We start from the raw sequence: 26,281 nt of genomic DNA, 5'->3' as shown, positions 1-26,281 counted from the left end.
TAAAGAGGTTGTTGTCAAGTTGGCTTGTTTATTTAATTGAGTGATCTCTCTATCTTTCTTTTCTAGAGTTATATTATAGGTTGTTGTTAAGTTAGCTTTGTTAGCTTCACAAGTATTTTTTTCATCTTTTAAACGTTGTAAAGTTTCATTTAGACTAGAAAGCTCTTGGTCTTTTTCCTCTAAAGAGGTTGTTGTCAAGTTGGCTTGTTTATTTAATTGAGTGATCTCTCTATCTTTCTTTTCTAGAGTTATATTATAGGTTGTTGTTAAGTTAGCTTTTTCCTCTTTACATGTACTTAAGTTTCTATTGCAAATAGCTCCTTGATATGCTAAATCTTGGTTAGTTTCCATAACGCGGGGAAGTTCCTCGCAGCCAATTGTTCTAAAATACTTTTCTTTTTCCTTGCGACATTTATCTCGTTCCTTTTCTAAGTTACCCCTTAAGTTTTTCTGAATCTGGCAAATCTCTCGTTTGTAATCTGATATTATGTTGTGTTTTTCTTGTGCACAAGTATCTTTTTTCTCTTTATAATTACGGTTTTCCTCTTGACAAGTACGTAATTCTTTTTCGCAATTATGTTTTTCCGTTTCACAAGTAAATAAGCGATCTGCATGAGAATTTTTTTCAGAAAAAGATAGGTCAGGTGGTATATCAGAAGAAGGAATAGATCTTGTATGTCTTGCATGAATACGCTTTGACCGTGGAATATTTCCATACTTTGGATCTGTAAACCCATTTCCAATTTTCACCTTAGCCACTTTATCTATTTTTCGATTTGAAGGAGACATATTGGTAGCATTCATTGGAGATTCATTTGAAAATGCCTCTATAGAATTTATTAGACTATCATCAGGCAAAGGACCTCGAAAAGATCTATCTGCTTTTCGATTTGAAGGAGACATATTGGTAGCATTCATTGGAGATTCATTAGGCAAGGGACCTCGAAAAGATCTATCAAAATATATACTAGTATTACTTTCTGTATTAAAAGATCCATTGATTGCTATACTTGAATTTATAAAGCTCATTTTTATTTCCTAATATTAAATTATTCAACTTTTTAAAAAACAAAATAACGCTGAAGTTATTCTTTTGCGAAAAAGTACATTATCTTGAATTTTGTGCATACATAAATCGTCAAAATCTTTCGACTAAATGAAAATTTTAGAGAATATTAGGTATAATAAATTTGATTTCCATTCTAAATCTCTTGTAGAGATGCAAAAGTCTGACTTTGCTATTAGTGAGAAACCACACTTTTCTATATATTCTAAAGCTTTAATTCTTAAATTGTGTGAGTATGTCATTGTATGATACATACTTATAATAAAAAAAATACCAGAAGACTTAAATCCATGTACCATCTAAAATATTTACAAAAAGTTTCTTAAATGAAGTTATTAGTGATGGGAGCAGGCTATGTAGGAGAGGCGTTATTAAGATATCTTCAAATCCAAAAACATAAGATTTTTATTACTACAACGCGCAAAGAACGAGTCAATGCACTCAGTTACTATGGACACAGTGTGTTGCTTCCTATAGAAGATAAAGAGTTCAAGGAATTAATCGATTCCTGTGATGGGGTGATCATCCTCATAGCCCCTAAAAATTTGCAAAGCTACAAAGAGGTTTATCTACAAACAGCTAAGAGAGTTTCTTTAGTTTTAAAAGACAGGCAAACACCTTTTTATCTGCTTTATACTAGTAGCACTTCTGTCTGTGAAGGACAGCAAAATAAGTGGGTTACAGAAGATAGGGTTCTTTGTCCAAAATCAGAGAATGCAAAAATACTGCTTGAAGCAGAACGTTCCTACTTAAACTGCAATGCTTCTACTTGTATTCTTCGTTTGGGAGGTATTTATGGTCCCAAACGAGAACTGCTCGATCGAGTAAAACACTTTTCGGGAAAAAAAATGCTCAGCTCTGGAGAGGAGTTCACAAATCATATTCATTTAGAGGATATTATAGCAGCTATTAGGTTTTGCTTGGATCACTCTTTAACGGGCATTTATCATTTGGTCAATGATGATCATACGCCTCGTAGAGAACTCTACTCCCATCTTTGTCAATTAGCTGGTATTCCTTCCCCGATATGGAGCAAAGATTCATCAAAGAGCAGCTATAAAGTTTGCAATCAGAAAATCAAATCAATGGGTTTTATCTTTAAGCATCCCAGATTCAAGCAGATGATTTAATAAAACATTTGTCTAAATAGTAAGCATTTAATATTAAATTAAAAGAAGATTCCGCTATTATTCGATCTCTTTTCGACTTGTTTCTCATAGATTCAAACAGCTAAATGGCTTTTTTCTCAGCTTGTTAATTTTTTTATAAACCTTATAAGTGAAAAAAGTAAGAATTATATGAGATAAAAAAAGCCCTATTTTGCAATAGGGCTTTAATTTAGAAGAAAAGCTATCCAACAAGTACAGGATCACTATCGTTAAAAGAAAAAATAAGTGGTTCTTTCTCTTCACGATCAAGATTTAAAACCCTTTCACGATACTCTTCAAATCCAGTTCCCCCAGGGATCATATGCCCTAAGATAATATTGGATTTAAAGTCGAGCAGATAGTCTGTTTTACCTTCGCAAGCTGCATCTGTTAAGACACGTGTTGTCTCTTGGAAGGAAGCTGCAGAAATGAAGGATTCTGTTCCCAATGAGGCTTTAGTAATACCTAAAAGCACAGGAGTTGCTTGTGCAGGACGCCCACCTTCATTTAAAGTTTTAGAGTTCATCGCATGGAAGTTTTTCTTGTCCACATCTTCTCCGTATAAGAAGATAGTATCGCCTGGATCTGTTACACGTACTTTTTGCAACATCTGACGGATAATGATTTCAATGTGTTTATCATTGATATCCACCCCTTGTAGACGATAAACCTCTTGCACTTGGTTGACAAGATATCTTTGTAGCTCACGAACACCACAAATATCAAGGATTTCTTGCGGTACAACTAAACCATCGGTTAATTGTTGTCCTTTAATAACAAAGTCACCTCTTTGCACGATTAAGTGTTTAGTCAAAGGAATTAAATGTTCTTGTTCCATACCGGATTCATCATCGCGAACAATCACAATACGTTTATTCTTTTGCACCCCACGGAAATCAACAACTCCATCGATCTTAGCAATCTCAGCAGCATCTTTTGGGCGTCTAGCTTCGAATAGTTCTGCAACACGCGGCAAGCCCCCGACGATATCTTTTGTCTTAATAGCTCCTCTAGGAAGACGAGCTAACAACATACCCGCTGTTACAGCTTGTCCTTCTTGTACCGAAATATACGCACCTGATGGGATCGCATACGTTCCCACAAGTTCTGTACATTTAGGATCTGCATAAATGACAATCTGAGGATGCAGTTCACCACGGTGTTGCTTAACAATTAGTTCTGTTTGACCTGTTTGCTTATTCATTTCTTTTTGCGTAGAAATTCCTTCAACAAGATCTTCATATTTTACATAACCTGGACGCTCACAAATAATCGGAACATTGTGTTGTTCCCAATAACCAATTTTTGTTTTCTTTTTGATGTTAGTTCCATTAGCAAGTAAAATACGCGTCCCCAATTCTACGGTAAAGGTTTGCAAAGGTTCTATGGATTTAGTACTGAGTAATTTCTTATACTCGTCCAAAGTTCTTCCTTCATTACGCACAATATGCAAGGTACCATTTTTATTTAAAGCTAAGAACACATGCTCATCGGTTTCTACTGTACGAAGACCCATATAGACCAAAACACCATCGTATTCTGCAATTAATTCAGGCGAAATACCCGCTGATGCAATTCCCCCAGTGTGGAAAGTACGCATAGTAAGCTGGGTTCCTGGTTCTCCAATGGATTGAGCAGCTATAATTCCCACAGCTTCGCCTAAACCAATCAGCATACCATTTGCCAGATCCGTACCGTAACACTTTGCACATATTCCCCTTCTTGCTTCACAAGTAAGAGCAGAGCGAATACGAACGCTTTCCATTCCTGCATCATCAATTTTTTCTGCTTGCAGAACATTGAGCACAGCTCCTGCTTTTGCAATCAATTGTGTACTATCACCCGGTTGGTAAATATCTTCACAGACAGCGCGGCCAAAAATACGATCTTTTAAAGAAAGAAGTTCTTCTTGTCCTTGCTTAATTGCAAAAACATCAATTCCATTTAACGTTCCACAGTCAGCTTCTGTAATAATGACATTTTGTCCCACATCCACAAGACGACGAGTCAAATATCCGGAATCCGCTGTTTTTAAAGCGGTGTCAGCAAGGCCTTTTCGAGCTCCGTGAGAGGAGATAAAGAACTCAAGAACGCTTAAACCTTCACGGAAGTTTGCAATAATAGGAGATTCAATAATTTCACCAGATGGTTTTGCCATCAAACCGCGCAAAGCTCCGAGCTGTTTAACCTGGGATTTATTACCTCGAGCACCAGAATCCATCATTAAGAAAAGAGGATTTAACTCACCCTCTTTTAATGAACTAATTATTTTAAATAGCTCTTCGGATAATAGATCTGTTACCTCTGTCCACATACCAATAATTTTGGAGTGGCGCTCTCCCTCGGTAATAATACCATCTTCATACTGTTTAACAACCGTCTCGATTCGTTTTTCAGCATCTTCAATGACTTTCTTTTTATTAGTTGGGATTTTAACATCATAAACCCCCATCGATAAAGAAGCTTTGGTCGCTTCAGAAAACCCGAGGGTTTTAATATCATCTAGAAAACACACAGTTGCTTCTAAGCCAACTTTTTTATACACCTCAAGAACGAGCTCACTCATTTTTTTCTTACGCAAGGTGTAATTTTGAAATCCAAGCTCTTTAGGAACAATCATATTGAATAAAACACGCCCGGGCGTTGTTTCAATAATGCTATTATCTAACTTAAGTTTGATTTTTTCATGTAATCTGATTCCTCTTCCCAAGTCATCACGACGCTTGCCTTCTAATTGAGGCTCATCAAAGTTATAGCTCCCAGCACCTGGCGCTAAAGCCATCAGAACTTCTTGCTTATCGATAAAAACTTTCGTTTTTTTAACATGCTCTTCCGGAATATAAATAGGATCTAACATGAGGTAATACAAACCTAAGATCATATCCTGTGAAGGAACCGCAGAAGGTTTACCAGAAGAAGGTAAAAAGATGTTGTCTGGTGCCATCATCAATAACTTTACTTCTAGTTGCGCCTCTAATGATAAAGGCACGTGAACCGCCATCTGGTCACCGTCAAAGTCCGCATTAAACGCAGAGCATACAAGCGGATGTACACGAATGGCTTTTCCTTCAACAAGTGTCGGTATAAATGCTTGAAGACCTAATCTATGCAAAGTAGGCGCACGGTTCAAAATAACAGGATGGTCTTTTGTAATTTCTTCTAATACATCCCATACTGCAGGAGCTTGCTTTTGAATCATCTTTTTAGCAGAACGTATCGTGTATACGTAGTCTAAATCTTTTAAGCGTTTAATGATAAATGGTTCGAACAACTGTAAGGCCATTTGCTTAGGCAAACCGCACTGATTAAACTTTAACTCAGGACCTACGACAATGACAGAACGACCAGAATAATCCACTCTTTTTCCTAAAAGGTTTTGACGGAAACGCCCCTGTTTTCCTTTTAACATTTCTGATAAGGATTTAAGTGGACGGTTACCAGCTCCCATAACAGGATGGCCATGACGACCGTTATCAAATAAAGCGTCTACCGCTTCTTGAAGCATCCTTTTTTCATTACGCACAATGACATCGGGGGTTTTTAACTTTAAAATCGCTTTTAAACGATTATTACGGTTAATAACACGGCGATACAAATCGTTTAAATCAGAGGTCGCAAAACGGCCCCCATCCAAAGGAACAAGAGGTCTTAAATCGGGTGGAATTACAGGAATAGCTGCCATCACCATCCAGTCTGGACGGTTAGGAGAAGTAGTAAACCCTTCTACAATCTTTAGCCTTTTAGCTAATTTCATCCGCGCTTGCATGGACTTTGTCTTACGCAATTTGTCTTTTAGTTCTACTACAAGGGTTTGTAGATCTTCTCTTTCTAAAAGATCACGAATGGCTTCTCCTCCCATTTTAGCAACAAAAGTATTGGTTCCCCATTTCTCTTGCGCTTCTCGATACTGAACATCGCTTAACAGTTGCTTTTTTTCTAACTCTGTCTGACCTGGGTCAATAACAATATATTCTTCATAATAAATGACTCTTTCTAAATCAGCAGAAGACATTCCTAAGATATTACCAATGCGAGATGGCATGGTTTTAAAAAACCAGATATGAACAATGGGAACAGCAAGCTCAATATGCGCCATTCGTTGACGACGCACTTTAGCCAGGGTAACTTCTACACCACAACGGTCACAAACAATCCCTTTGTGTTTGATCTTCTTATATTTTCCACAGCCGCATTCCCAATCCTTAGTAGGACCAAAAATCTTTTCACAACACAACCCACCTTTTTCTGGTTTATAGGTACGGTAGTTAATTGTTTCAGCTTTTTTAATCTCCCCACGAGACCATTCATTGCGAATTTTATCATCAGATGCAATTCGAATGGTCACTTTCCCAAAACGAGAGCTTTTTTCAAAGCGGGAATTATTGAATTCTTCCGACATTTAAGTTACTCCAAGTTTTACTCTTCTTCTGCTGACACGGCACACATATCTATTCCAAGACCACGTATCTCTTTTTCAAGTACATTATAAGACTCTGGGACCCTGGTCCATAGAAGGTTTTCGCCTGTTACAATTAATTCATAAGCACGAAGCCTTGCTTCCACAGCGTCTGATTTAACAGTTACTAATTCTTGCAACGTATAACCAGCACCATAGGCTTCTAATCCCCAAACCTCCATCTCTCCAAATCTTTGTCCTCCCATCTGGGCTTTTCCCCCTAATGGCTGTTGCGTAACAAGTGAATAAGGACCAACTGAACGAGCGTGAATTTTATCAGCAGCTAAGTGATTTAATTTAAGCATGTATATGTAGCCACACACAACAGGGTTTTCAAAACGCTCTCCTGTGCGTCCATCATATAAATAGCTCTTTCCATTAGAAGGAAGGCCGTTTTCTTTCATCATTGCCCAAATACGAGATTCTGGAAATCCTTCAAAAACAGGACTTTTTACATAAATCCCTGCTTTTTTAGCTGCATACCCAAGATGAGTTTCTAATAACTGTCCCATATTCATACGAGAAGGAACACCTAGAGGATTTAAAATCATTTCAATGGTTTCTCCATTGTTTAAATAGGGCATATCTTGCTCGGGAACAATCTTAGAAACAACCCCTTTATTTCCATGGCGCCCTGCCATTTTATCTCCCACTTCTAACTTACGCTTTGAAGCAACATAGATTTTAACTTGACGAATAACCCCTGGATCTAATTCGGTATCTCCCTTGCGAATAAATTCAATTTCCGTTTTATGCTGCTGCTGTAAAGCCTGCATTTGTGAATCAAACTCACGCATCAATTTTTTAAGAGTGTCATACTCTTCTGCTTCCCCGATGATTAAGTCTTCAGGCTTTTCCTCTTCTAGAAGTTCAATCATCTCTTGAGTGATAATCTCTTCTTCTTTAATCAGAATATCACCTGTTTTACGATGCATAATGGGTGCTGGAGCAGCTTCTCCTAATAAAAGAGCGCCTACTTGCTCATGAAATTCTATAATGAGCTTTGATTCTTTAGCTTTAAACTCTTGATGAATATCTTTAATACGAGTGGCTTCCTCTACTAACTCATCATCTGTTTTGGATAAACGATCTCTACGGGTAAAGACCCTTACATCCATGACAACCCCAGATGTTCCTGGAGGAGCAATTAAAGAAGCATCTTTTACTTCATCGCCTTTTTCTTCAAAAATAGCGCAAAGCAGTTTTTTTTCTAAAGGAGCGTTATCTTCTACTTTTGGAACGGTTTTACCAACTAGGTAATCCCCTTGTACAACTTTAGCTCCCTTACGAGCCACACCGGTTTTATCTAAATGTCTTAAAGGATACTCTGAAACATTAGGAATATCCGGTGTAATTTCTTCTTTACCAATTTTAGTAACTTGCGCTTGAGCTTCAAATTCTTCAATTAAGACAGAATCGTACGCTCCTTGTTTAACAAGTTTCTCTGAAATAATAATCGCATCTTCAAAGTTATAACCACACCAGGGCATAAACGCTACTAAGACGTTCTTACCTAGAGCGATTTCCCCTTTATCGGTAGCAGGTCCATCTGCAATGATATCCCCTGCTTCTATCACATCTCCATTAGCGCAAAGTGGGGTTTGATTAATGCAAGTTCCCGCATTAGATCGCATAAATTTTTTCAAATGATACGTCTTTTTAAGTAAAGGATTCGACTTAGCGGCAATTACAATCTGAAACCCATCCACGAACTCAACAAGACCGTCTTCTTCTGCCAAAATAATAGCTCCAGAATCTCGAGCAGCTCTAGATTCAAGACCTGTCCCTACAATGGGGGCTTCCGTTTGTAAAAGAGGCACAGCTTGACGTTGCATGTTAGAGCCCATCAAAGCTCTATTAGCATCGTCGTGTTCTAAGAAAGGAATTAAACCGGTAACAATAGAAACTGGTTGTTTCGAAGAAACATCCATATGCGTCACTTTACTCGTTTCAATTTTTAGAGGTTCACCTTTGTGTCTGGCCCAGCAAATAGAATCGATAAATAGATTATGTTCATCCAAAGCAGTAGATGCTTGTGCAATCACACAATTTTTTTCTTGGTCTGCATCCATGTACTCGATTTCATCCGTCACGAGTCCATCTCTTACAATGCGATAAGGAGTTTCAATAAAACTAAATTCATTGAGCTTAGCAAATGCAGCAAGAGAGGTAATCAAGCCAATGTTTGGACCCTCTGGCGTTTCAATAGGACAAATACGACCATAATGGCTGGGATGCACATCTCGAACTTCAAAGCCAGCTCTTTCACGATTAAGGCCACCTGGTCCTAGGGAAGAAAGACGTCTTTTATGCGTTAACTCTGCAATAGGGTTATTTTGATCCATGAACTGAGAAAGTTGAGATCTTCCAAAGAAATCTTTTAAAACACCAGCTAAGCCTTTGGCTGAAACCACTTTACCCGGGGTTAATGTGTCAGAAGTGAAGTCGAATAAGTTGATTCTTTCTTTAATAATTTTTTCCATTCGAGAAAGACCTACTCGGCATTGGTTCTGTATTAATTCACCGACAGAACGAACACGACGGTTTCCTAAGTGATCGATATCATCGATATCAAACCCTTCATCACCTTTCTTTAAACGAATTAAATATCTGACAGCACCGATTACATCTTCTTTACGCAAGGTAACCACATCTAAATCTTCATCTTCTGTAGAAAATTTTAATTTGTGATTGAGCTTATAGCGCCCAACCCGTCCTAAATTATAACGTTTTGGATCGAAGAATAGTCGCATAATTGCAGAGCGCGCATTGGAAAGCGTAGCTGGTTCACCTGGTCTAATTTTACGATAAAAATCTTTCAAAGCAGATTCGTAAGAATCTGTTGGATCTTTAGCTAACATTTTAATAACAGGACTTGTCTCATCTGCGTCTTCAGCAATTCTCGCAGAGGAAATCCCCGCATCTAACATGCGCTTTAACATGGATGTAGTCAGCTTCTCTGCTGCTTTTCCAAAAATAACACCATTTTCTTCATCTACAACATCTTCTGCTAAAATCTTTCCTACTAATTTTGGGAAATCCTTATCTGAACGGATCTTAATTTTTACCGTGCTAAAAAACTCTTCAATAATATCTGCATCTGTAGAATATCCAAGAGTACGGATAAAAGAGGTTGCTAGAATTTTACGTCTGCGTTTTTTACGATCGATATAAATATAAATATGATCACTTGAATCAAAGGCTCCTTCTAACCAGCTTCCTCTATAAGGAATGATTCGGAAAGAATAAATATTTACACCTTTTATATGTCTTTCGTGTTCAAAGGAAATACCGGGAGATCTATGTAATTGAGAAACAATTACCCTCTCTGCACCATTGATAATAAAAGTGCCCTTATCAGTCATTATAGGCAAGGTCCCCATATAGACCTCTTCTTCTTTAATACCTGTTTCATCGGTCAGTCGAAATTTAACTTTCAAAAAAACATTATAGGTAATTCCGCGACGAATGCACTCTTCGGGCGTATACTTAGGAACTCCTAAAGTATAGGAAATGTATTCAAGGATGGTTTTTTCATCATACGATTTGATGGGGAAAATTTCTGTAAAAACCTCTTGCAATCCAACATTTTCTCTTTCATGAGGCAATTTATCTGCCTGAAGAAATTGACTGTAAGATTTAATTTGGATTTCAATCAGGTTTGGCAGGTCGATAATCTCTTTCCTGTCTTGGAAACTCACCCTATGGGGCGGCCTTTTTAACATTGAAACGGCTCCTACTCTTTGTCTGTTAGAATGAGGTAAGAATTCTCTATTATTTTCATAACCTCTTTAAGTTATGAAATACTAAAACTTTAACTAAACCAAAAAAAAACACAAGTAGAAGTCATAAAATAACCTCTACTTGCTCTTAAGAAAACCTAATTAAAGACCTTTTACTTTAATCTCTCCACCTGCTTCTTTAAACTTAGCGCAGATTTCATCAGCTTCTTGTTTAGAACAAGATGCTTTTATTATGCCTGGAGTTGTCGCAGAAGCATCTTCCATAAACTTTTGTGATTCTTTTAAACCAAGTCCTGTAGTTTCACGGATCGCTTTAATCTGGCTTATCTTTTTTTTAGGATCTGGATCTGCGCTTATTAAGGACACCTCAAATTCGGTAGATTCAACAGTGGTCTCTGCAGCTGGGGCGGCAGCTTGGGTCGCTATCATCATAGGAGCAGCAGCAGCTGCTTTTACACCCCATTTATCTTCAAGAGCCGTTTTTAGCTTAGCCATATCTAAAACGCTTAAGTGACTTAAAGAGTCAACTAATTCTTCAATATTTTTTTGTTGGGTACTCACGATCAACCTCTTCTTGTTTTAAATTTACGAGTTTTCTTGTTGGCTTTTGTTATCCAAACAGTACATGACACTAGTAAGTAAAGACTGCACAACCGATAGTACTTGCGCTATTGGGGCCTCAAGCACGCTTAAGAGTTGCGCTTGCATCTCTTCTTTGTTTGGTAGCTGCGAAATCTGCTTTACATCTGCTGCAGAACAAATTTCTCCTTCAAAACATCCACCAACAACCTCTACATTTTTTTCATTGTCTTGACAAAATTTATAAATTACCTTCGTAGCTGGAATCGGATCTTGGCTTGCAAAAACAACCGCAATGTGCCCTTGCATGTCAAATGTATTTAAAGTGATTCCAGCACTTTTCGCTGCTTTAAGGAGTATTCTCTTTTTAACAACTTCTAATTCTGCACCCGTTTGCTCTAAACTCGCACGAAGATCTGCAGAAACATTAGGCTCAAGGGATTGGTATTGCGCTAGCACAAGAGCCTTGGAACCATCAATTTTTTCTTTAATCTCATTGAGAAGTAATTGCTTTTCTTGTCTCATGCTATTGTCCCTTTGTTCCCTGTAGTCCTGCAATTACGCTTAAGTCAACTTTTAATCCAGGTCCCATCGTAGACGACAATACGATAGATTGAATGTATTGTCCTTTAGCGCTAGATGGCTTAGCTCTAACAATCGCGTTTAAAAAAGCAGTAATATTTTCTATAAGATTTTCTGGTGAAAAAGAAAGTTTTCCAATCAGAGTGTTAATCACACCTTGTTTGTCTGTTCTAAATTCAATTCTACCCATTTTCACTTGTTTGCAAACGCTTGCGACATCATTAGTGACAGTTCCTGCCTTAGGAGTAGGCATTAGCCCTCTTGGGCCTAAAATCTTTGCATATCTTCCTAAATCACGCATCATGTCAGGTGTTGCTATAACAACATCAAATGAGGTCCAGCCTTTTTTGATTTTTTCAAATAACTCCTCGTTCCCAGCATAATCTGCGCCAGCATCAAGAGCTTCTTGTATTTTTTCGCCTTTAGCAAAAACAACAAGAATGGTTTGTTTTCCAGTTCCATTCGGTAATGAAACGGTTCCACGAACCTGTTGATCTGGTTTCTGGGCATCGATGCTTGTTTTAAGCGATAACTCTACCGACTGGTCAAATTTAACCGGAGGACAGTTTTTTAAAATTTCGATAGCTTGCGCTAGATCATACTTTTCATGAGGCTTGATTTTGCTGGCTATCTCCCGAAATCTTTTGCTTCGATGCATTTTTATTCCTTCAAAGTTTATATAATATCTATTCCCATAGAACGCGCTGTACCTTCTACAAGCCTACAAGCCGCTTCATCTGTTCGAGCACGCATATCAGAACGTTTGTTTTTGGCGATTTTCATCACCTGCTCTTTATTGAGCTTTCCCACCTTGTCGCGGTTTGGTACTTTAGAGCCTTTTTCTATTCCCGCTTCTTTAAGAATCATTCTTGGAGTAGGAGGTTGCTTTGTAATAAACGTAAATGTTTTATCTTGAAAAACAGAAATTTCAACAGGCAAAATATCGCCAGCCTTATCCTGTGTCTTTGCATTGAATTCCTTGCAAAAAGCCATAATATTTACTCCGGCACCCCCAAGAGCGGGTCCTATAGGAGGGGCAGGATTAGCTTTACCAGCTGGAATCTGCAGTTTAATTTTTTTTAAAAGCTTTAGTTTTTTTGCCATTCTTCATTCCTTGAATACTAGTTTACTTCAGATTCAGTAGGCAGTTGTTCTACTTGCCAAAATTCTAAATCATCAACGCGAGTGTCTCTTCCAAAAATGGAAACCATAACGCTTAAGCGCCCCTTCTCGTGGAAGACCTCTATTACTTTTCCGGTAAAATTGATAAATACACCGTCTGTAATTTTTACCTGATCTCCAATAGTAATATTGTGTTTCTGAACAACCCCTTTTTTCTTTTCTTCGAGATCTTTTAAAATATCATTAACTTCTTCTTGCGATAATGGATTAGGTTTGTCTCCACCTAAAAAACCTAAAAAGCCGTTTGTTTTACTTACATACTGCCAAGAATCATCTGTTAAAATCATTTTTACAAGTATATAGCCAGGCCATAACTTTTTTTCGCTAATCTTTTGTTGACCATTCTTAACCTCAGCCACGTTTTCAGTCGGAACGAGAACTTCTTCAAGAATCTCATCCATTCCGCTTGCAATACGCTTTTCTTCTAGAGATTTTTTGATCTTTTTTTCTTGACCAGAGACAACTTGTATGACGTACCATTTATGCATGAAGCCTCATTACTTTAACCAAGTAGTTTATGTGTTACATATGAAATAAAATTCAAGCCACCCTTTACAAGAAGATCCACAAAATAAATCCCTACTCCACAAACAAAGGTTACCGCAATGACAACCTTGGTAGACAAAATAAGTTCTTCCTTTGTCGTCCAACTCACCTTTTTAAGCTCAGCTTTTATTCCTTGGATGTAACTTAAAGTAGGCTTTTTCTTAAGGGCTGATTGCACATGCAAATCTGAAGGCAATCTTGTTGGATTTAGTTTGGTGTCCATAGCACACATAAAAGCACCTTAATTTATATTGTATCGAGTGCGGAGGGATTTGAACCCCCGACCGGCGACTTTGGAGATCGCTGCTCTAGCCAGGCTGAGCTACACACCCCTGACAGCAAAATAGCGAGCTCTTAAAAGAACTCGCTTACATTTTTCTAAAACACCACTATTTCAAAATCTTAGTAATGGTTCCTGCGCCAATTGTTTTACCGCCTTCACGAATAGCAAAACGCATTCCTTCTTCCATGGCAACGGATTGAATTAACTCTACTGTTAAAGTTACATTATCGCCTGGCATAACCATTTCTGTTCCTTCTGGAAGGGCAACAGCTCCGGTTACATCGGTCGTACGCAAGAAGAACTGAGGACGATATTTGCTAAAGAAGGGCTTATGACGACCTCCTTCTTCTTTTTTTAATACGTATACAGTTCCTTCAAATTTGCTATGAGGCTTACAAGAGTTAGGAGCAGCAAGTACCATACCACGCTCAACGTCTTTCTTTTCAACACCACGCAACAAAACACCTACATTTTCTCCAGCTTCTGCTTTATCTAAAACTTTTAAAAACATCTCAAGGCTAGTAGCCACAGTCTCACGAGTATCTTTTATCCCCACTATTTGCAATTTATCATTGGGCTTAATTACACCTCTTTCGACTCTACCTGTAGCAACAGTTCCGCGTCCTGAAATAGAGAATACATCTTCAATAGGTAATAGGAAAGGCTTCTCTATATCTCGTTTTGGAGTGGGGATGCTTTCATCGACAGCATTCATTAGGCGTTCTATACATTCTGTTGCAGACTCAAGCTCTTTGCCAGCTTCTACAGACTCTTCCTCTAAAGATCTTTTAGAGCGCCCTCCTGAACTCTTTGCAAGCTCCTCTTCCTCTAAAGATTTAGCATGATTCTCCAAAGCTTTAAGAGCAGATCCTCGTACAATGGGAACATTCTTATAACCTTGCTTCTCCAATAGCTCTTGTAGCTCCATTTCGACGAGATCAACAAGGTCCTCTTCTCCTTTCATCATATCCATTTTATTCAAGAATACTACGATAGCAGGCACACCTACTTGGCGAGCTAATAGAATATGCTCTTTTGTCTGAGGCATTGCTCCATCAGTTGCAGCTACAACAAGAATAGCTCCATCCATTTGAGCTGCTCCTGTAATCATATTTTTAACGTAATCTGCATGTCCTGGGCAGTCTACGTGAGCATAGTGACGTTTTTCTGTTTCGTATTCTACGTGAGAAGAGTTAATGGTGATTCCACGCGCTTTTTCTTCAGGGCTATTATCAATAGATGCATAATCACGAAACTTTGCACCCCCTTTTTGCGCAAGAATCTTGGTGATTGCTGCTGTTAGTGTGGTTTTGCCATGGTCAACGTGACCAATTGTCCCAATATTGACGTGGGGCTTATTTCTTTGAAACGCTTCTTTGGCCATCAGATCCTCCGTTAGGCTCCTGTATGCATATGTTGCTTATATTTCTAATTTTTTGCCCAGAATAGGAATTGAACCTACGACCTTTTGCTTACCATGCAAATGCTCTACCACTGAGCTACCTGGGCCCTAATAGAGCAAGATTTTTAAGCTTTAATAATAAAACCTTTTGCTTGCTCCTTATAAAGAGACTTCTTTCTAAGTCGAAAGCAACAAAGTTTATTCCTTAAGACAAATAAATTCAATACCTACGTAAAAAAACCGGTTTTCTTATCGCTTCCTATATAAGATACGCCCTTTGCTCAAATCATAAAGGGACATTTCAACCGTAACAATATCTCCTACAAAAACGCGAATGTTGCACTCACGCATTTTTCCGCAAAGATGAGCTAAAACACGCTGCCCGTTTTCTAAAATAACAGAAAAAGTCATATTGGGAAGAAGCTCTTCTACCGTGCCATCAATTTTAATCTTGTCTTCTTTTGGCATAAAAAATAACGCGCTTGTTTTAAAATGTAATATATTCTGTTTTAGGTGTTTTAAAAAAATTATCTACACTGAATTCAGCTTTAAAATAGCCGCTATTAGTAATAAACAAGAGATTTTACCTAAATGCGGAATTCATCAAACACGATTTACTGCAAATTGTCAATGGGAATTATTACTTTCTTGACTTAAGATTTTCAATTAGGTTATCCTTGCCTGTATGAATATAGATTTAACCCATACTTTTGAAAGTTGCCTTCGCAAGCAAATCCTTATAAAAAAAACTTTTGAATCCTGTATAGTCCCCGAAGAGATCTATCAAAAAATTATTGAATTAGGAAAAAATTTGCCTCCTTACCCTTTCTTAGACAAAACCCCTGAATACTTGGTCAAAGGGTGTCAAAGCACTATGTATCTTCGCTCCTATCTTAAAGAAACAAAAATGCATTTTGAAGTATATTCCGAAGCGCTTATTTCAGCAGGACTTGCCGCTCTTTTGCTTTCTGTCTACCAAGGAGAAATCCCAGAAGTAATCCTAAAATGCCCCCCTTTATTTTTAGAAGAGATCGGCCTTTATACAGCCCTATCTCCTAGTAGATCAAGTGGTCTTTCCAATTTATTTTTACACATGAAACAAGAATCTTTAAAAGCTTTAACTAAAAATGTAAATTAATTTAACTGTTTACTCTAAAATTATTTTAACATACAATTTTAGTTATTTAATTTATGACTATTACTTCTTCAAACTTTCCCAATCACCCTGTGCTTCTTCATCTTAAAGAAGAATTACACAAAAGCCCTGCTGATTTTGAAAATAAAAAAAAGTTATATTATGTAGCTACGGTTATATCAAGCTTAGTTGCAACGGCTTTTTTCCTAAGCTTTATCCCTCTTCAAACAATGATGCTGCCCTTTTGGTTATCAATAGCAGGAGCTATTACTACTCAGTTCTCTGGAATGTTCTTTCTTAAAACAGCTAGCGATATGATTCAAAATGCAGAAGAAATGGGAAAAGTTGCTAATGACTTGAGAGAAATGCAAAACACATACCAAAGAGATCAAAAAACTTCCTTTTCTGAGCCTGAAAAAGTCATAATGTCTCATGCCTCACTTGTTGAGAAAAAATACATCGAAGCAGAAGCACGCCTACAAGAGCTAATACACACGAATCTTTCAAGTCCCAAATCCAGATTAGAAGAAATTATTCAATTTCAACACCAAATATTGCTCTTAAAAATAGATCTATGCTTCAAGGTTGCTCTATTTGATACGGTTGCTGCAGGTAATCTCAGTTGCCTTAGAGAAAAAAAAGATTTATTAATCATCTCTGATCAAGACCCTTTGAAAAGAAATCAAATCCAGGGATTAAATGAAATTTTACATAATAAACTTACAATAGAGCCTTTGATTCGTTTTAGAAATACTTTTGACACTCTTTCTGGAAGCTCTACAAATCTTATTGATGATTACCCAGAAACCCTTTATCATGATGCGGTGGCAAACATAACGCCTGAAGCTTTAGTAAGGCATATATTTACTTTTATGAATGGGCCTCACTTTAAAATCTTTTCAAAAGTAGAGCAATAAAAGCAAGAACCACCATATTTAAGCTTGTATGTAGTTTTCTTTCGCAATTTTTCCATAGCCTGTGACATTTTTCTATCCACGCAAAAAAACGCTCTACAACCCATCTTTTGGGAATACATGAGGAAGCCCTTGGGTATCGACTGCTATATGTCTTTTTATTCCTGATATTTTTTTCCCTGCATCATATCCTTATCTTCTCCGCGGTATCAGTATTTTTAACACTTTGAGCATCAATAATTACAAAGCTTGTTTTCTCTTTCCGACCACTGCTTTTTCTGACCTCGCCAATCAATATGGCCTTCATTTATCTCTAGATATTATTTTTGAAGAGGATAAACATCGCTATCAAGATAAAATAGGCGCTGCAAATCTGTCTTTGCTAAGGAAAGTCGCACTTGCGGTATTAGCCAAGGACACATCACTTAAGTGTGGAAAACCCGCTAGGCAAATGCGAGCTGCTACGTCTACTAAGATACAGAGACCATTTAGTCAAAAATTGCTTTTAATGGTCGGTCACCTGGGGCCTCTTACTTTATCAATTTAATCCATTGAATAACTAGAACGTAACTAGAACAGAAAAATATAGCTACTAACAACCCTTTGCCTCCAGTTACTTGATAAATACTGGTTAAACTCTTACGATAACGGCCCATCCACACCATTAAGGCGGGGATAATTCCGCTAAGCAAAGCATCGCCAAAGCCCCCAGAAACCTCTAGAGCTAACACAAAAGCATTGGGAAAAGCTGCTGCAAAAAAGATTACAGGAAGAACAATTAGCGCCCCAATAGAGAGCTTATGAGAGATCCATTGTTGCAATTTCAAACCATCTTTTAAGAAATCAAATAACCCAAGAGCTATACCTAAATAAGAAGTCACTAAAGCAAAAAAGGCAAAGCTCTCTGCTAAAGTGATAAAATAGGAATTAGAAACAATAGCATAGAGAGCTTCTGTAGCTGATTGCCCTTTAGCAAAAGCCTCTTGCAACCCGCCAGATCCCACTAAGGGCACACTACCAAGAACAATCCACTGCCAAATAGCATAAGCACAAAAAGGAATCGTTGTCCCTAAAAGGATCGCAAAACGCAAACTCTTGGGATCTCGATGCAGGTAGGGGGTAAGTGTAGGGATGATCATTTGATAACTGAAAGTGGCTAAAAGTAGAGGAAAAGCCATGCCTAAAGAAGACCACTGTTGTTGGATCAAACGATGAATGCTTACTTCTTTAAACCCAAAACCAACTAGCCCTACGTAAGATAGAATCATACCAGCCATTAGCAAAACATTTATTCTACTAATTTTTTTAGTACCTAAATAAATCAAAACTCCAAACAGCAACCCAAACAATACACAACCAGAGCCATAAGTCATGCTAGTACTAAAAAAAATCTTTATACATCTGATTAAAATGACTGCTCCTCCGCTATTATAGGCAATTAAAGAGGCATAAGCCATGAATAAATAAAGAGTTACACAGAGCCATTTACCCATTTTTCCTAATAAGTGCGAGGCCATAGTCATTATGTGAGCACCCTTTGGCATCCAAAGATTTGCCTCTACAAGCAATAACCCCGATATCATCATAAAAACCCAAGTCAAAGCCATAGCTAGCAAAGAAGGAAAAAAACCCATTTGAGAGGTTTCCACAGGCAAAGCTAACATTCCTCCACCTACACAAGTTCCGGAAATTAAAAAAGCAGCTGACAGCAAGCGTCCTTTAGACGCAGAATAAGAAGATGTAGTTATAGTCATAAAATAAAATGAGATAAAATTAGATCTAATGTAATGCTTTATACTAAACAAAGCAAATAAATTAGCGGTATAAACACTGAATGAGCGCAGATGCTGCAACAATACGTAAAGTCTGAAAAGGCTCTTTTAAAATCTCTAATAGAAAAGGAATAGAACTAGCATCTCCAATCTGCGCAAGAGCTTCTAAAATAGTGATTTTTATTCTTTGATCTGCATTTGGGTAAACCTTTTGCAAAACATCTACAGCTACTGGATCGCGATACATAAGTCCTAAAACCAAAGCCGCCTGCATACGCACTTTTTCATCTGGATCATCGAGTAGAGAACTTACAAGCTCACCTGCTTTTTCATCCCCTTCTTGCAGTAAAACTGCTGCTGCAGCGGTAAGATTCCAATCTTTTTTTCGCAAGAAATCTTTTGTTAGTTGCAGTGCTTTTGGGTACTGAACAAAGTGCAAAACCGATAAGACATCTAGCCGCGTCAGTTGATCCACTATCTGAGGGTAATTAGGAATGGTTTCTATATATGTCACATCGCTTGGAACAATCGGAGAAAATAAGCAATGGGTTTGTTTATCCCACATCCACAGACCTGATTCTTGAGACATAATAGAAAAAATTGTATCAGAGGCAATAGCAGTGTGTGCACGCTGGCCAATTAAACCTATACATAAATTCAAACGTGCATAAGGATCTTTTACTTTATGGATACTTTTAAAAGCTAAATCTACGCCAAATCGTCCGCTTGCAGCAACAGCTGCTGCTGCCAAACGCTGCCACTTAAGGTTCTCTGATTGCAACCAATAATTAAGAGTGATCTCGCCCGTTTTTTCTTGATTGATTAATAATAGATATCCCGCGGTAATGGCTACAAGTGGAGAAGAGTCTTTTACACAAATCTCTACTAGATTATGAATAGATTTTTTTTCAATGCATTTGACACGTAGAAGCGCTAGAGCATTCAATGCTGATATACGCACTTCTGCTGAAGAATCGTGTAATAACTGCAATAAAAGATCACTATCTTGAGCTCTTTCAAAATGAGCAATGATTTCTGCTCCCAATTGACGCAAAAGCGATCTGGATTGCGTAATTAAGTTTTCTAATTTTTGCCGACTGATTTGATTGGACATGTCTACTACAGCCATCATAGCCGCTGTTTTTTCTTCCGGTAAGCTACAAGGGTCTTCAATAATTGCTTGCAAGGGCTCTATAAGCTCATATATGCGTAAAGCTCCAATAGCTCGAATAGCTTCTAATCGCACATACCAAATTTTTTCCCGTTTAAGCAGAGCTATTAACTCTTCTTTAAAAACCTCATCTTTGAACTGGGTGCACAGCTTAATAGCACTAGAGCGTAGTAGAGCATTAGAATCTCTCATACCTTTGAGCAACATGGGAATGGCTTTAGAATCTTTTGTTAAAGCAGCTCCAATCAAAGTATTAAAGCGCACAGAAATCTGCGTTGCGGATTGCCCTTTGTTAAGAGCGCTCCAACTGAGCATTTCGATCAAATGTCGCTCTTTCTTATAATCTTGCACGGAAGGGCAAAGATAACACCATTGATCCCACGCTTGCATCTCGCTACCAAATTGACACAAAGCATAAAGTAGAGCTTTGTGTAAAATGAGAGAGTTAGGAAAGGATTCTATGGCTTTTTTGGCCTCTTGAATTGCCTGTAGATCATCCCCTATCAATAAATGGGAGTAAATGCGCTTCTCTAGTTTTCCTTCTGTAAGAGCAAAAGACACAGAAGAAAATAGAAGAAAGGAAATGAAATAGCGCATCATGCCAGAAGACTCAATCTTCTTCCTCCAATTAAATGAAAGTGAAGATGAAAAATGGTTTGACCAGCTCTTTCTCCATTATTTGTCAAAAATCGATATCCTTCCTCTATATGATATTTTTTAGCTAAGCCCTGTGCCACAGAGAAAATTTCCTGAATTAAAGGCCAGTCCCCCGAAGCTATCGATTGAAAATTGGGGATTTCTTTTTTGGGCATAATCAGAATGTGAATAGGAGCTACAGGATGCAAGTCTTCAATGGCTAAGATACGTTCGTTTTCAAATACAACCGTTGCGGGCAGCTCTTTCCGAATGATTCTAGCAAATATTGTGCTCATAACAAGACCGTTTTAATATATATTCCAATGCTTTAAAAGCATCCTCTTTAGTCTCCCAAACGGAAATAAACCTTCCCTTGTGACAAAAAATAGCCCCTGAAATAGCAGACGCTTTTTTTAAATCCTCTTCTAAAAGACCAGCCCATTCTTCTGGAAGTGGAAGCCGCACCTGCATACGTTTTTCCATACAAGGAGGAATACCTCGCAATTTCCAATGTCCAAGAGAAGGCATAATCACAAAGAGTGCAGGATGTTTTTCTCCTCCTAGCTCAAAAAAAGATTCCATCCAAGGCATTGCTTCTTCGAAAAAAAGATACTTTTGATTGAGCGTCATCGCCTGAGCTACTTTCTCACGACATGTCTGGATATAGCAAAATCTTTCTAGAATCCGCTTTAAATGCCCTTTTACAAAGGTAAATGCTTCATGAAAAGCAAGGTCTTGTACATGAGCATCGTAAACAACTGGCACAAAATTGCTAATTACTTGAGAAAAATTACAAACACCAAACTCTGGGGTTATTCTGCCATTGTCATGCGCATCTACTCCTGCTATTAAAGAGCTATTTAAAAAATCATAGACCGCTCTATCTAGTTTTTTTTGATCTAACAAATACAGCAAAACCATTCCCGCACTACTCAACTCTCCTTTGTAATCTATTTGATGATGATCAAAGCGCTTGGAAGAAGGATCGTATATACCCCCCACATCACAGACGTATTCACACAAAGCCAGTTTTTGTAGATTGCGAGTGCGGACAATCTTGGCCCCATCTGCCAAGTCAAATAGAACAAGCAAAGCACAAGCGGTTACCTCATCAGCATGAAAGGCCCCATCATGAATTCCAATACTTTTTTTAATCATATAAGCATCAATAAAGCAAATTCTAAATGTATCATTAACAAAATTAATTCTCAAGAACTGCAAAAGAGCTACCTATTAAAGCCTAAAATCTGCTTCACTAAAAAAAGAAAAGCATGAGGCTCTTTTTTCATGGAAAGTTATCTTTTAGCACATCATTACGACCTTATTACTCCAGATGGTCTAGTAACAAAAATGGATAGACCCTTTTCAGAACTGCTTAATGTAGAAATCCAGATCCAAAATATTTCTCCTGCATTTGTAGGATTTCGGATTGACCCTGTTCATATTACCTTTAATCTAAAAAGCACGTTAGCACAGTTGGGGCTTAATGCTGTTTTACAAGAAATAGATCTAAAGGAAAAAAATGCTTTTGCTATGGCAAAAGTGCAATTACAAGCCTATGGAAAAATTGCCCTTGCTTTGTTTGATTTTATCCAGCAAGGATCCTATATTGGGAAACTATTCGCTGCTGATCCCAGACGAAAGGTACGCGATCCTGATTACCTGATGCGTATGTTTGAACGCAGCGATCGTAAAGGGAGACCTTTACTCTCTTTAGCTGGTCACAAAGGAAGAGATGAGCTGCTATTAGAAAAAATTGATGGGCGTACAGTTGCCTTTTTACCACTGCAAAATGGCATTCTTAGTTACGATGAAAAAGCGATTTTAGGGCTACTTCCCACTTTATCCAAAGCTCTTATACATCCTTCTTTTCGCTTGCGAACACTCATCCAGCTTGATCAAACTTGGATAGCTGGCACCAAACGACAAGTACAAGAAAATCAAATTCTACTGGTTCGAACAGCTCCTCTTCACATACGTACGGCATTTGGCAAGGTGGTAAACGAATTTTTACCTAAAGCAGTTACACACACAACTGCAGATGTTCTAGAGCCAGATACAACAGCATCTGGCGATGTATACGAGTTATTCGGTTCTTCTCAAGAAGATGTATCGATTATCCCCATTGAATTTTACACTTTAGAGCCACACCGCGAACATGTGTTTTTTACCGATCGCGACCAGTTACAAAATTGCTTAGAAGATTCTTCTAAACTTTTTCAAGCTTTTGAAACCGCGCCTACCCCTTCTTACCACCGAACTGCTGTTTTTATCGTTAAAGGGGAACAGTTATTAAATCTAAAACCCAAAAATTGGATTGTAAGAGATACTCATAAAACCCCCTTTCCAGGACTTTTTCATCCCTCTGAACAGGCCCTTTTAGTGCAGAACTACATTGAACAACAGGCCTGTTATCTCTTTTTAAAATATATTGAAGATGGCTTAATTACCAGCCAGGGCATTTTGCTAACCCGCTACTTCCCCTCTCCTCTAATGAAAAGAATGCTTTTAAGCAACTCTGTTCAACGTTGCTTAAAAGGCATATTCTTTAAAACACCTTCTTTAGCTTATGGGAATTTCTTTTCTCATGAAGATAGATCTCTCTTGCTTGACCTTGCCAGTTTTGGTATTCCGGTCTATTGGGTAGATGACACGACAAATAAAGTACTACAATATACCCCAAAACCAGGAAAAGATTCAGGTATGTTCGTTCCCGGACCGCTTGTTGATGCATTTATTAGATCTACAACATTTGGCATATATGGATCTACTCTAATTACCGGTATTTTTGAAGAAGAGTTAACCGCTTTATTAAAAGGTTTAATACAGATGCGCTCTTTTCTAAATCATCCTCTTTTAAATGAGAATACTCCTATTGCTTTAGTAACCGGAGGAGGACCTGGCATTATGGAAGTGGGAAATAGAGTAGCTGAACGGATTGGTGTTTTATCCTGCGCAAATCTTGTAGACTTTCGCAACAGCAATAATCTCAATATTCAAGAGCAAAAACAAAATGCCTATGTTAAAGCAAAAATGACTTATCGCTTAGATCATCTTGTAGAAAGACAAGCGGAATTTAATTTAGATTTTCCGATTATCTTACCAGGAGGATTTGGAACCGATTTTGAACAGTGTTTAGAAGAAGTAAGAAGAAAAGTGGGCTCTATCGCACCCACGCCTGTTCTTTTATTTGGAGACTCTCATTTCTGGCAGCAAAAAATCACCTCTCGCTTCCAATCAAATCTAAAACTAGGAACTATTAAAGAATCTGAATGGGTCAGCAATTGCTTTTACTGCATACAAAATGCTACTCAAGGACTTAAAATATATGAACAATACTTTTCAGGTACATTGCCTATTGGTTCAGAATATCCACCTAGCCCTGATGGGTTTGTAATCGTGACTTAGAATCCCCAAGAAAGCCCTATCCCACCATATTCTGTGCGTTTTTTAAAAAACTGCCCTTCATAAGAATAGCCATCATGATATTCCACATAAATACGCATTTTACGGCCTACTCCTTGCAACTTACTAATTTCGTATCCTAATTTCATGCTTACATCAAAATTCCAGTCTCTGACTTGCCAGTTTTCTACATGGATAGCAAAAAATGGTGTTCCATATAAACGGTGGTAATACAATTTACTACCAAAAACCCTTAATTCTGCCCCATATTGGACATATAGCGTTTTCATATTAAAAGAGGGATCTCTATGTAAAATAACCCCGGGTCCAAAATAAAGACGTAAATGACTAGAAGCTTGATAGGAGCTGAAAAAGTCAATTGCTTCCATACTAGGATTTCTTCTATGTTTTAAAAACTCAGAATGATTGCATAAAAATTCATCTCCTAAGTGAGAAGAGATATGATATATTCTTAAACGAAAAGACCAGCTGTTCAAAGCATATGTTACAGGAATAGCTATAAGATAATCTGTATTGATTAGCTCACACCACCCTCTACCCTGACCTAAAGAATCAGAATAATTAAATACAGACCAAATACCCGCTTCTATACCGATTTGCAAGTCTCCTTCACAACGAAAGACATTCAGCCAACGAAAAATCGGAAAATCATCCCCTAGAGAAATAGCTGCAACATCGTGACCGATTACTCGGTCTCCCCAACGAACCGCTACGGAGTTAACCGGCTGCCTAGGATCTGCTATCAAAGGGGCAAATAAAACAGTAGATTGAGGAAACCAAATTCCATTTAAACGAGGTTGTTCTACATAGGCTTCTCTAGCTTCTTCCTCTGCTTCTGATAGATCTGCAACCTCTACAGACTCTACACCTGGTAGATCATCTACAAAAGAGATGATACTTTCTGACAAAAGATCATTGTTAGGTAGATTTGCTAAGTAAACTTTATGGTTTTTAACAATCACAACAACTTGATACTCATAATAATGCACATCGATTAATGCTTGAATATATCCTTCTAAATAAGGATCTGTGGCATCAGCAAAAGTATCGATTAATAAGTTATCCGTACGCGTTAAAATATCTGTTCTAATTCTATCTATTTCGATTGTAACCATCTCTTCTTTTTCTTCCGATGCTTGCAGAGAAAAACAAGTCAATGCATAGCTAATCAGTCCCAGCCGCCGTAATTTCATAAATCAAATTATACTCCAAAAGACTTTTGTATATCGAATTTTCTGTTTCTATGCAAACTTCAGATCTTATATTTTAGATAGCCTATCTAGATTTTCCTTGCAAATCCATAAAACCCTTGCAATGTTAGCTGAATTTTGGCTATCATTCAGGCCTTTTTAGGGGCAATAGCTCAGTTGGTTAGAGCAACGGACTCATAACCCGTCGGTCGCAGGTTCAAGTCCTGCTTGCCCCATATCTTCACAAGTATCTGTGAGCAGGTTTTAGCTTGACTTAAGTTCAATGATCCACTCTAATTTTGTTTTGGCGGTGCAATGACGGTGCAACGAAAAACAATCTTTACAAGCACCTCTTCAATTGCTCGAACCAAAACAATAAAAAAGAGGTTTGAGTTATGGCGGTCTATCAAAGAATAAATAAAGACAGCACTAAAGTTTGGCGAGCAGTAATTCGCATAAAAGGCTACCCTACTGTATGCGATCATTTTGAAAGAAAACAGGAAGCACTAGATTGGTCTTACGAAACAACAAGGCAAATCAAGCTGGGGAAATACAATTTTGGAAAACAGAACCACAAGAAAACGGTTGCTGACTTAATTGATTCTTATACACAAGACGGTGCTCTTCATCATCACAAATCAGCTAAAGATACCAAGAGACAGTAACTCCAAAAGTAGAACAAGCAGTTGCTAACAAATGCCCGCAGGTTCCAAGGCAAACAGTACGAGATGTTGTTGGTTTTACTGCAACTCAAGTAAAAAATAAAACTCAAAACGTTGCCAACAAAGTAATTGAATCAGATTGGTGTTATGGGAATGAAGATTCCTGCATTTCGCGTATAGCAAATTATAAGTTTAAATAAATTATATATAGAAGCATTTTCACTACATAAAAACCATTTGTTCGGTGTAAAAAATGTTTTAGCAGATGGAGGATATTCTGGAGAAAAATTTACAAAGAGTGTGCAGGAGATATTAGGATGTATAGTAGAAATAGCCAAAAGAAATACACTTCATACTTTTACAGTTATTCCCAAAAGATGGGTTGTAG

Annotated in this window: 22 protein-coding genes, 3 tRNA genes and 2 pseudogenes; 8 read left to right on the top strand and 19 right to left on the bottom strand. The window is 37.8% G+C overall.

Annotated elements, in window-relative coordinates:
- Nucleotides 1–1,029 (bottom strand): coiled-coil domain-containing protein (locus tag RHOW815_RS01480; protein ID WP_215216603.1); only part of this gene is annotated, 1,029 nt, incomplete at its 3' end.
- 363 nt (nucleotides 1,030–1,392) lie between these two features.
- Here RHOW815_RS01480 and RHOW815_RS01475 point away from each other — a divergent pair.
- Nucleotides 1,393–2,196, top strand: coding sequence for an NAD-dependent epimerase/dehydratase family protein (locus RHOW815_RS01475; protein WP_215216602.1), 804 nt, complete (start codon nucleotides 1,393–1,395; stop codon nucleotides 2,194–2,196).
- A gap of 220 nt (nucleotides 2,197–2,416) precedes the next feature.
- Here the strand turns inward: RHOW815_RS01475 and rpoC are convergent, their stop codons facing one another.
- The 12 genes from rpoC to infA form a co-directional block, all read right to left on the bottom strand.
- Nucleotides 2,417–6,613: a DNA-directed RNA polymerase subunit beta' gene (gene rpoC / locus RHOW815_RS01470; RefSeq protein ID WP_215216601.1), complete on the bottom strand. Its 4,197-nt coding sequence runs from the start codon at nucleotides 6,611–6,613 to the stop codon at nucleotides 2,417–2,419.
- A gap of 17 nt (nucleotides 6,614–6,630) precedes the next feature.
- Nucleotides 6,631–10,395 (bottom strand): DNA-directed RNA polymerase subunit beta, encoded by a 3,765-nt coding sequence (gene rpoB, locus RHOW815_RS01465; RefSeq protein ID WP_215216600.1) that lies wholly within the window; start codon nucleotides 10,393–10,395, stop codon nucleotides 6,631–6,633.
- Nucleotides 10,396–10,554: 159 nt separating this feature from the next.
- Nucleotides 10,555–10,974: a 50S ribosomal protein L7/L12 gene (gene rplL, locus RHOW815_RS01460; RefSeq protein ID WP_245397569.1), complete on the bottom strand. Its 420-nt coding sequence runs from the start codon at nucleotides 10,972–10,974 to the stop codon at nucleotides 10,555–10,557.
- A 24-nt stretch (nucleotides 10,975–10,998) separates the two neighbouring features.
- Nucleotides 10,999–11,517: a 50S ribosomal protein L10 gene (rplJ, locus tag RHOW815_RS01455; RefSeq protein ID WP_215216599.1), complete on the bottom strand. Its 519-nt coding sequence runs from the start codon at nucleotides 11,515–11,517 to the stop codon at nucleotides 10,999–11,001.
- Between the two features lies 1 nt (nucleotide 11,518).
- The gene (rplA, locus tag RHOW815_RS01450) at nucleotides 11,519–12,232 is read right to left on the bottom strand and encodes a 50S ribosomal protein L1 (RefSeq protein ID WP_215216598.1); all 714 of its coding nucleotides are present in this window, start codon (nucleotides 12,230–12,232) and stop codon (nucleotides 11,519–11,521) included.
- A gap of 17 nt (nucleotides 12,233–12,249) precedes the next feature.
- Nucleotides 12,250–12,678, bottom strand: a complete 429-nt coding sequence (rplK, locus tag RHOW815_RS01445) for a 50S ribosomal protein L11 (protein ID WP_215216597.1) — start codon at nucleotides 12,676–12,678, stop codon at nucleotides 12,250–12,252.
- Nucleotides 12,679–12,695: 17 nt separating this feature from the next.
- Nucleotides 12,696–13,244: a transcription termination/antitermination protein NusG gene (nusG, locus tag RHOW815_RS01440; protein WP_215216596.1), complete on the bottom strand. Its 549-nt coding sequence runs from the start codon at nucleotides 13,242–13,244 to the stop codon at nucleotides 12,696–12,698.
- A 14-nt stretch (nucleotides 13,245–13,258) separates the two neighbouring features.
- Nucleotides 13,259–13,525, bottom strand: a complete 267-nt coding sequence (gene secE, locus RHOW815_RS01435; RefSeq protein WP_215216595.1) for a preprotein translocase subunit SecE — start codon at nucleotides 13,523–13,525, stop codon at nucleotides 13,259–13,261.
- A gap of 34 nt (nucleotides 13,526–13,559) precedes the next feature.
- Nucleotides 13,560–13,634 (bottom strand) — tRNA-Trp (locus RHOW815_RS01430).
- Between the two features lie 57 nt (nucleotides 13,635–13,691).
- Nucleotides 13,692–14,969 (bottom strand): elongation factor Tu, encoded by a 1,278-nt coding sequence (gene tuf / locus RHOW815_RS01425; RefSeq protein WP_215216594.1) that lies wholly within the window; start codon nucleotides 14,967–14,969, stop codon nucleotides 13,692–13,694.
- A gap of 53 nt (nucleotides 14,970–15,022) precedes the next feature.
- Nucleotides 15,023–15,094 (bottom strand) — tRNA-Thr (locus RHOW815_RS01420).
- A gap of 142 nt (nucleotides 15,095–15,236) precedes the next feature.
- Nucleotides 15,237–15,455, bottom strand: coding sequence for a translation initiation factor IF-1 (gene infA / locus RHOW815_RS01415; RefSeq protein ID WP_215216593.1), 219 nt, complete (start codon nucleotides 15,453–15,455; stop codon nucleotides 15,237–15,239).
- A 217-nt stretch (nucleotides 15,456–15,672) separates the two neighbouring features.
- Here infA and RHOW815_RS01410 point away from each other — a divergent pair, with 217 nt between their 5' ends.
- Both RHOW815_RS01410 and RHOW815_RS01405 read left to right on the top strand, forming a co-directional pair.
- Entirely contained in the window at nucleotides 15,673–16,125 is a 453-nt protein-coding gene (locus RHOW815_RS01410; protein WP_215216592.1) for a SufE family protein, read from the top strand.
- A gap of 53 nt (nucleotides 16,126–16,178) precedes the next feature.
- Nucleotides 16,179–17,039, top strand: a complete 861-nt coding sequence (locus RHOW815_RS01405; RefSeq protein ID WP_215216591.1) for a hypothetical protein — start codon at nucleotides 16,179–16,181, stop codon at nucleotides 17,037–17,039.
- Here the strand turns inward: RHOW815_RS01405 and RHOW815_RS01400 are convergent.
- Nucleotides 17,011–17,331, bottom strand: a pseudogene (locus RHOW815_RS01400) (transposase); the annotation flags it as partial. The gene RHOW815_RS01405 and the pseudogene RHOW815_RS01400 sit on opposite strands and share 29 nt — an antisense overlap.
- Here RHOW815_RS01400 and RHOW815_RS01395 point away from each other — a divergent pair.
- Nucleotides 17,263–17,583 (top strand): hypothetical protein, encoded by a 321-nt coding sequence (locus tag RHOW815_RS01395; protein ID WP_215216605.1) that lies wholly within the window; start codon nucleotides 17,263–17,265, stop codon nucleotides 17,581–17,583. The pseudogene RHOW815_RS01400 and the gene RHOW815_RS01395 sit on opposite strands and share 69 nt — an antisense overlap.
- Here RHOW815_RS01395 and RHOW815_RS01390 read toward each other — a convergent pair.
- The 4 genes from RHOW815_RS01390 to RHOW815_RS01375 all read right to left on the bottom strand — a co-directional run bounded on the left by RHOW815_RS01390 (nucleotide 17,567) and on the right by RHOW815_RS01375 (nucleotide 21,773).
- Nucleotides 17,567–18,790, bottom strand: a complete 1,224-nt coding sequence (locus RHOW815_RS01390; RefSeq protein ID WP_215216590.1) for an amino acid permease — start codon at nucleotides 18,788–18,790, stop codon at nucleotides 17,567–17,569. The two genes, RHOW815_RS01395 and RHOW815_RS01390, sit on opposite strands and share 17 nt — an antisense overlap.
- 61 nt (nucleotides 18,791–18,851) lie before the next feature.
- A complete protein-coding gene (locus RHOW815_RS01385; RefSeq protein WP_215216589.1) occupies nucleotides 18,852–20,579 on the bottom strand; it encodes a HEAT repeat domain-containing protein in 1,728 nt (575 codons plus the stop codon).
- Nucleotides 20,576–20,911, bottom strand: coding sequence for an HIT domain-containing protein (locus tag RHOW815_RS01380; protein ID WP_215216588.1), 336 nt, complete (start codon nucleotides 20,909–20,911; stop codon nucleotides 20,576–20,578). The genes RHOW815_RS01385 and RHOW815_RS01380 overlap by 4 nt, the downstream gene beginning before the upstream one ends.
- Nucleotides 20,892–21,773, bottom strand: a complete 882-nt coding sequence (locus RHOW815_RS01375; protein ID WP_215216587.1) for an MYG1 family protein — start codon at nucleotides 21,771–21,773, stop codon at nucleotides 20,892–20,894. Before RHOW815_RS01375 ends, RHOW815_RS01380 begins: the two co-directional genes overlap by 20 nt.
- A gap of 129 nt (nucleotides 21,774–21,902) precedes the next feature.
- On the opposite strand from RHOW815_RS01375, the gene RHOW815_RS01370 reads away from it, so the two are divergent.
- Entirely contained in the window at nucleotides 21,903–24,023 is a 2,121-nt protein-coding gene (locus tag RHOW815_RS01370; protein ID WP_215216586.1) for an LOG family protein, read from the top strand.
- On the opposite strand, the gene RHOW815_RS01365 is transcribed toward RHOW815_RS01370, so the two are convergent.
- The gene (locus tag RHOW815_RS01365) at nucleotides 24,020–25,234 is read right to left on the bottom strand and encodes a DUF1207 domain-containing protein (RefSeq protein ID WP_215216585.1); all 1,215 of its coding nucleotides are present in this window, start codon (nucleotides 25,232–25,234) and stop codon (nucleotides 24,020–24,022) included. The genes RHOW815_RS01370 and RHOW815_RS01365 overlap by 4 nt on opposite strands.
- A 159-nt stretch (nucleotides 25,235–25,393) precedes the next feature.
- Here RHOW815_RS01365 and RHOW815_RS01360 point away from each other — a divergent pair.
- From RHOW815_RS01360 to RHOW815_RS08450, 3 genes and pseudogenes are all read left to right on the top strand, one after another.
- Nucleotides 25,394–25,467: transfer RNA gene (locus tag RHOW815_RS01360), tRNA-Ile, on the top strand.
- 159 nt (nucleotides 25,468–25,626) lie between these two features.
- Nucleotides 25,627–25,896: a hypothetical protein gene (locus RHOW815_RS01355; protein ID WP_215216584.1), complete on the top strand. Its 270-nt coding sequence runs from the start codon at nucleotides 25,627–25,629 to the stop codon at nucleotides 25,894–25,896.
- A 243-nt stretch (nucleotides 25,897–26,139) separates the two neighbouring features.
- Nucleotides 26,140–26,281: pseudogene (locus RHOW815_RS08450) on the top strand (IS5/IS1182 family transposase); the annotation flags it as partial.

This window comes from Candidatus Rhabdochlamydia sp. W815 (assembly GCF_018642185.1).
GTDB lineage: Bacteria > Chlamydiota > Chlamydiia > Chlamydiales > Rhabdochlamydiaceae > Rhabdochlamydia > Rhabdochlamydia oedothoracis.
The sequence above is the reverse complement of the archived record's forward strand: the minus strand, read 5'-3'. Positions and strand labels throughout refer to the sequence as shown.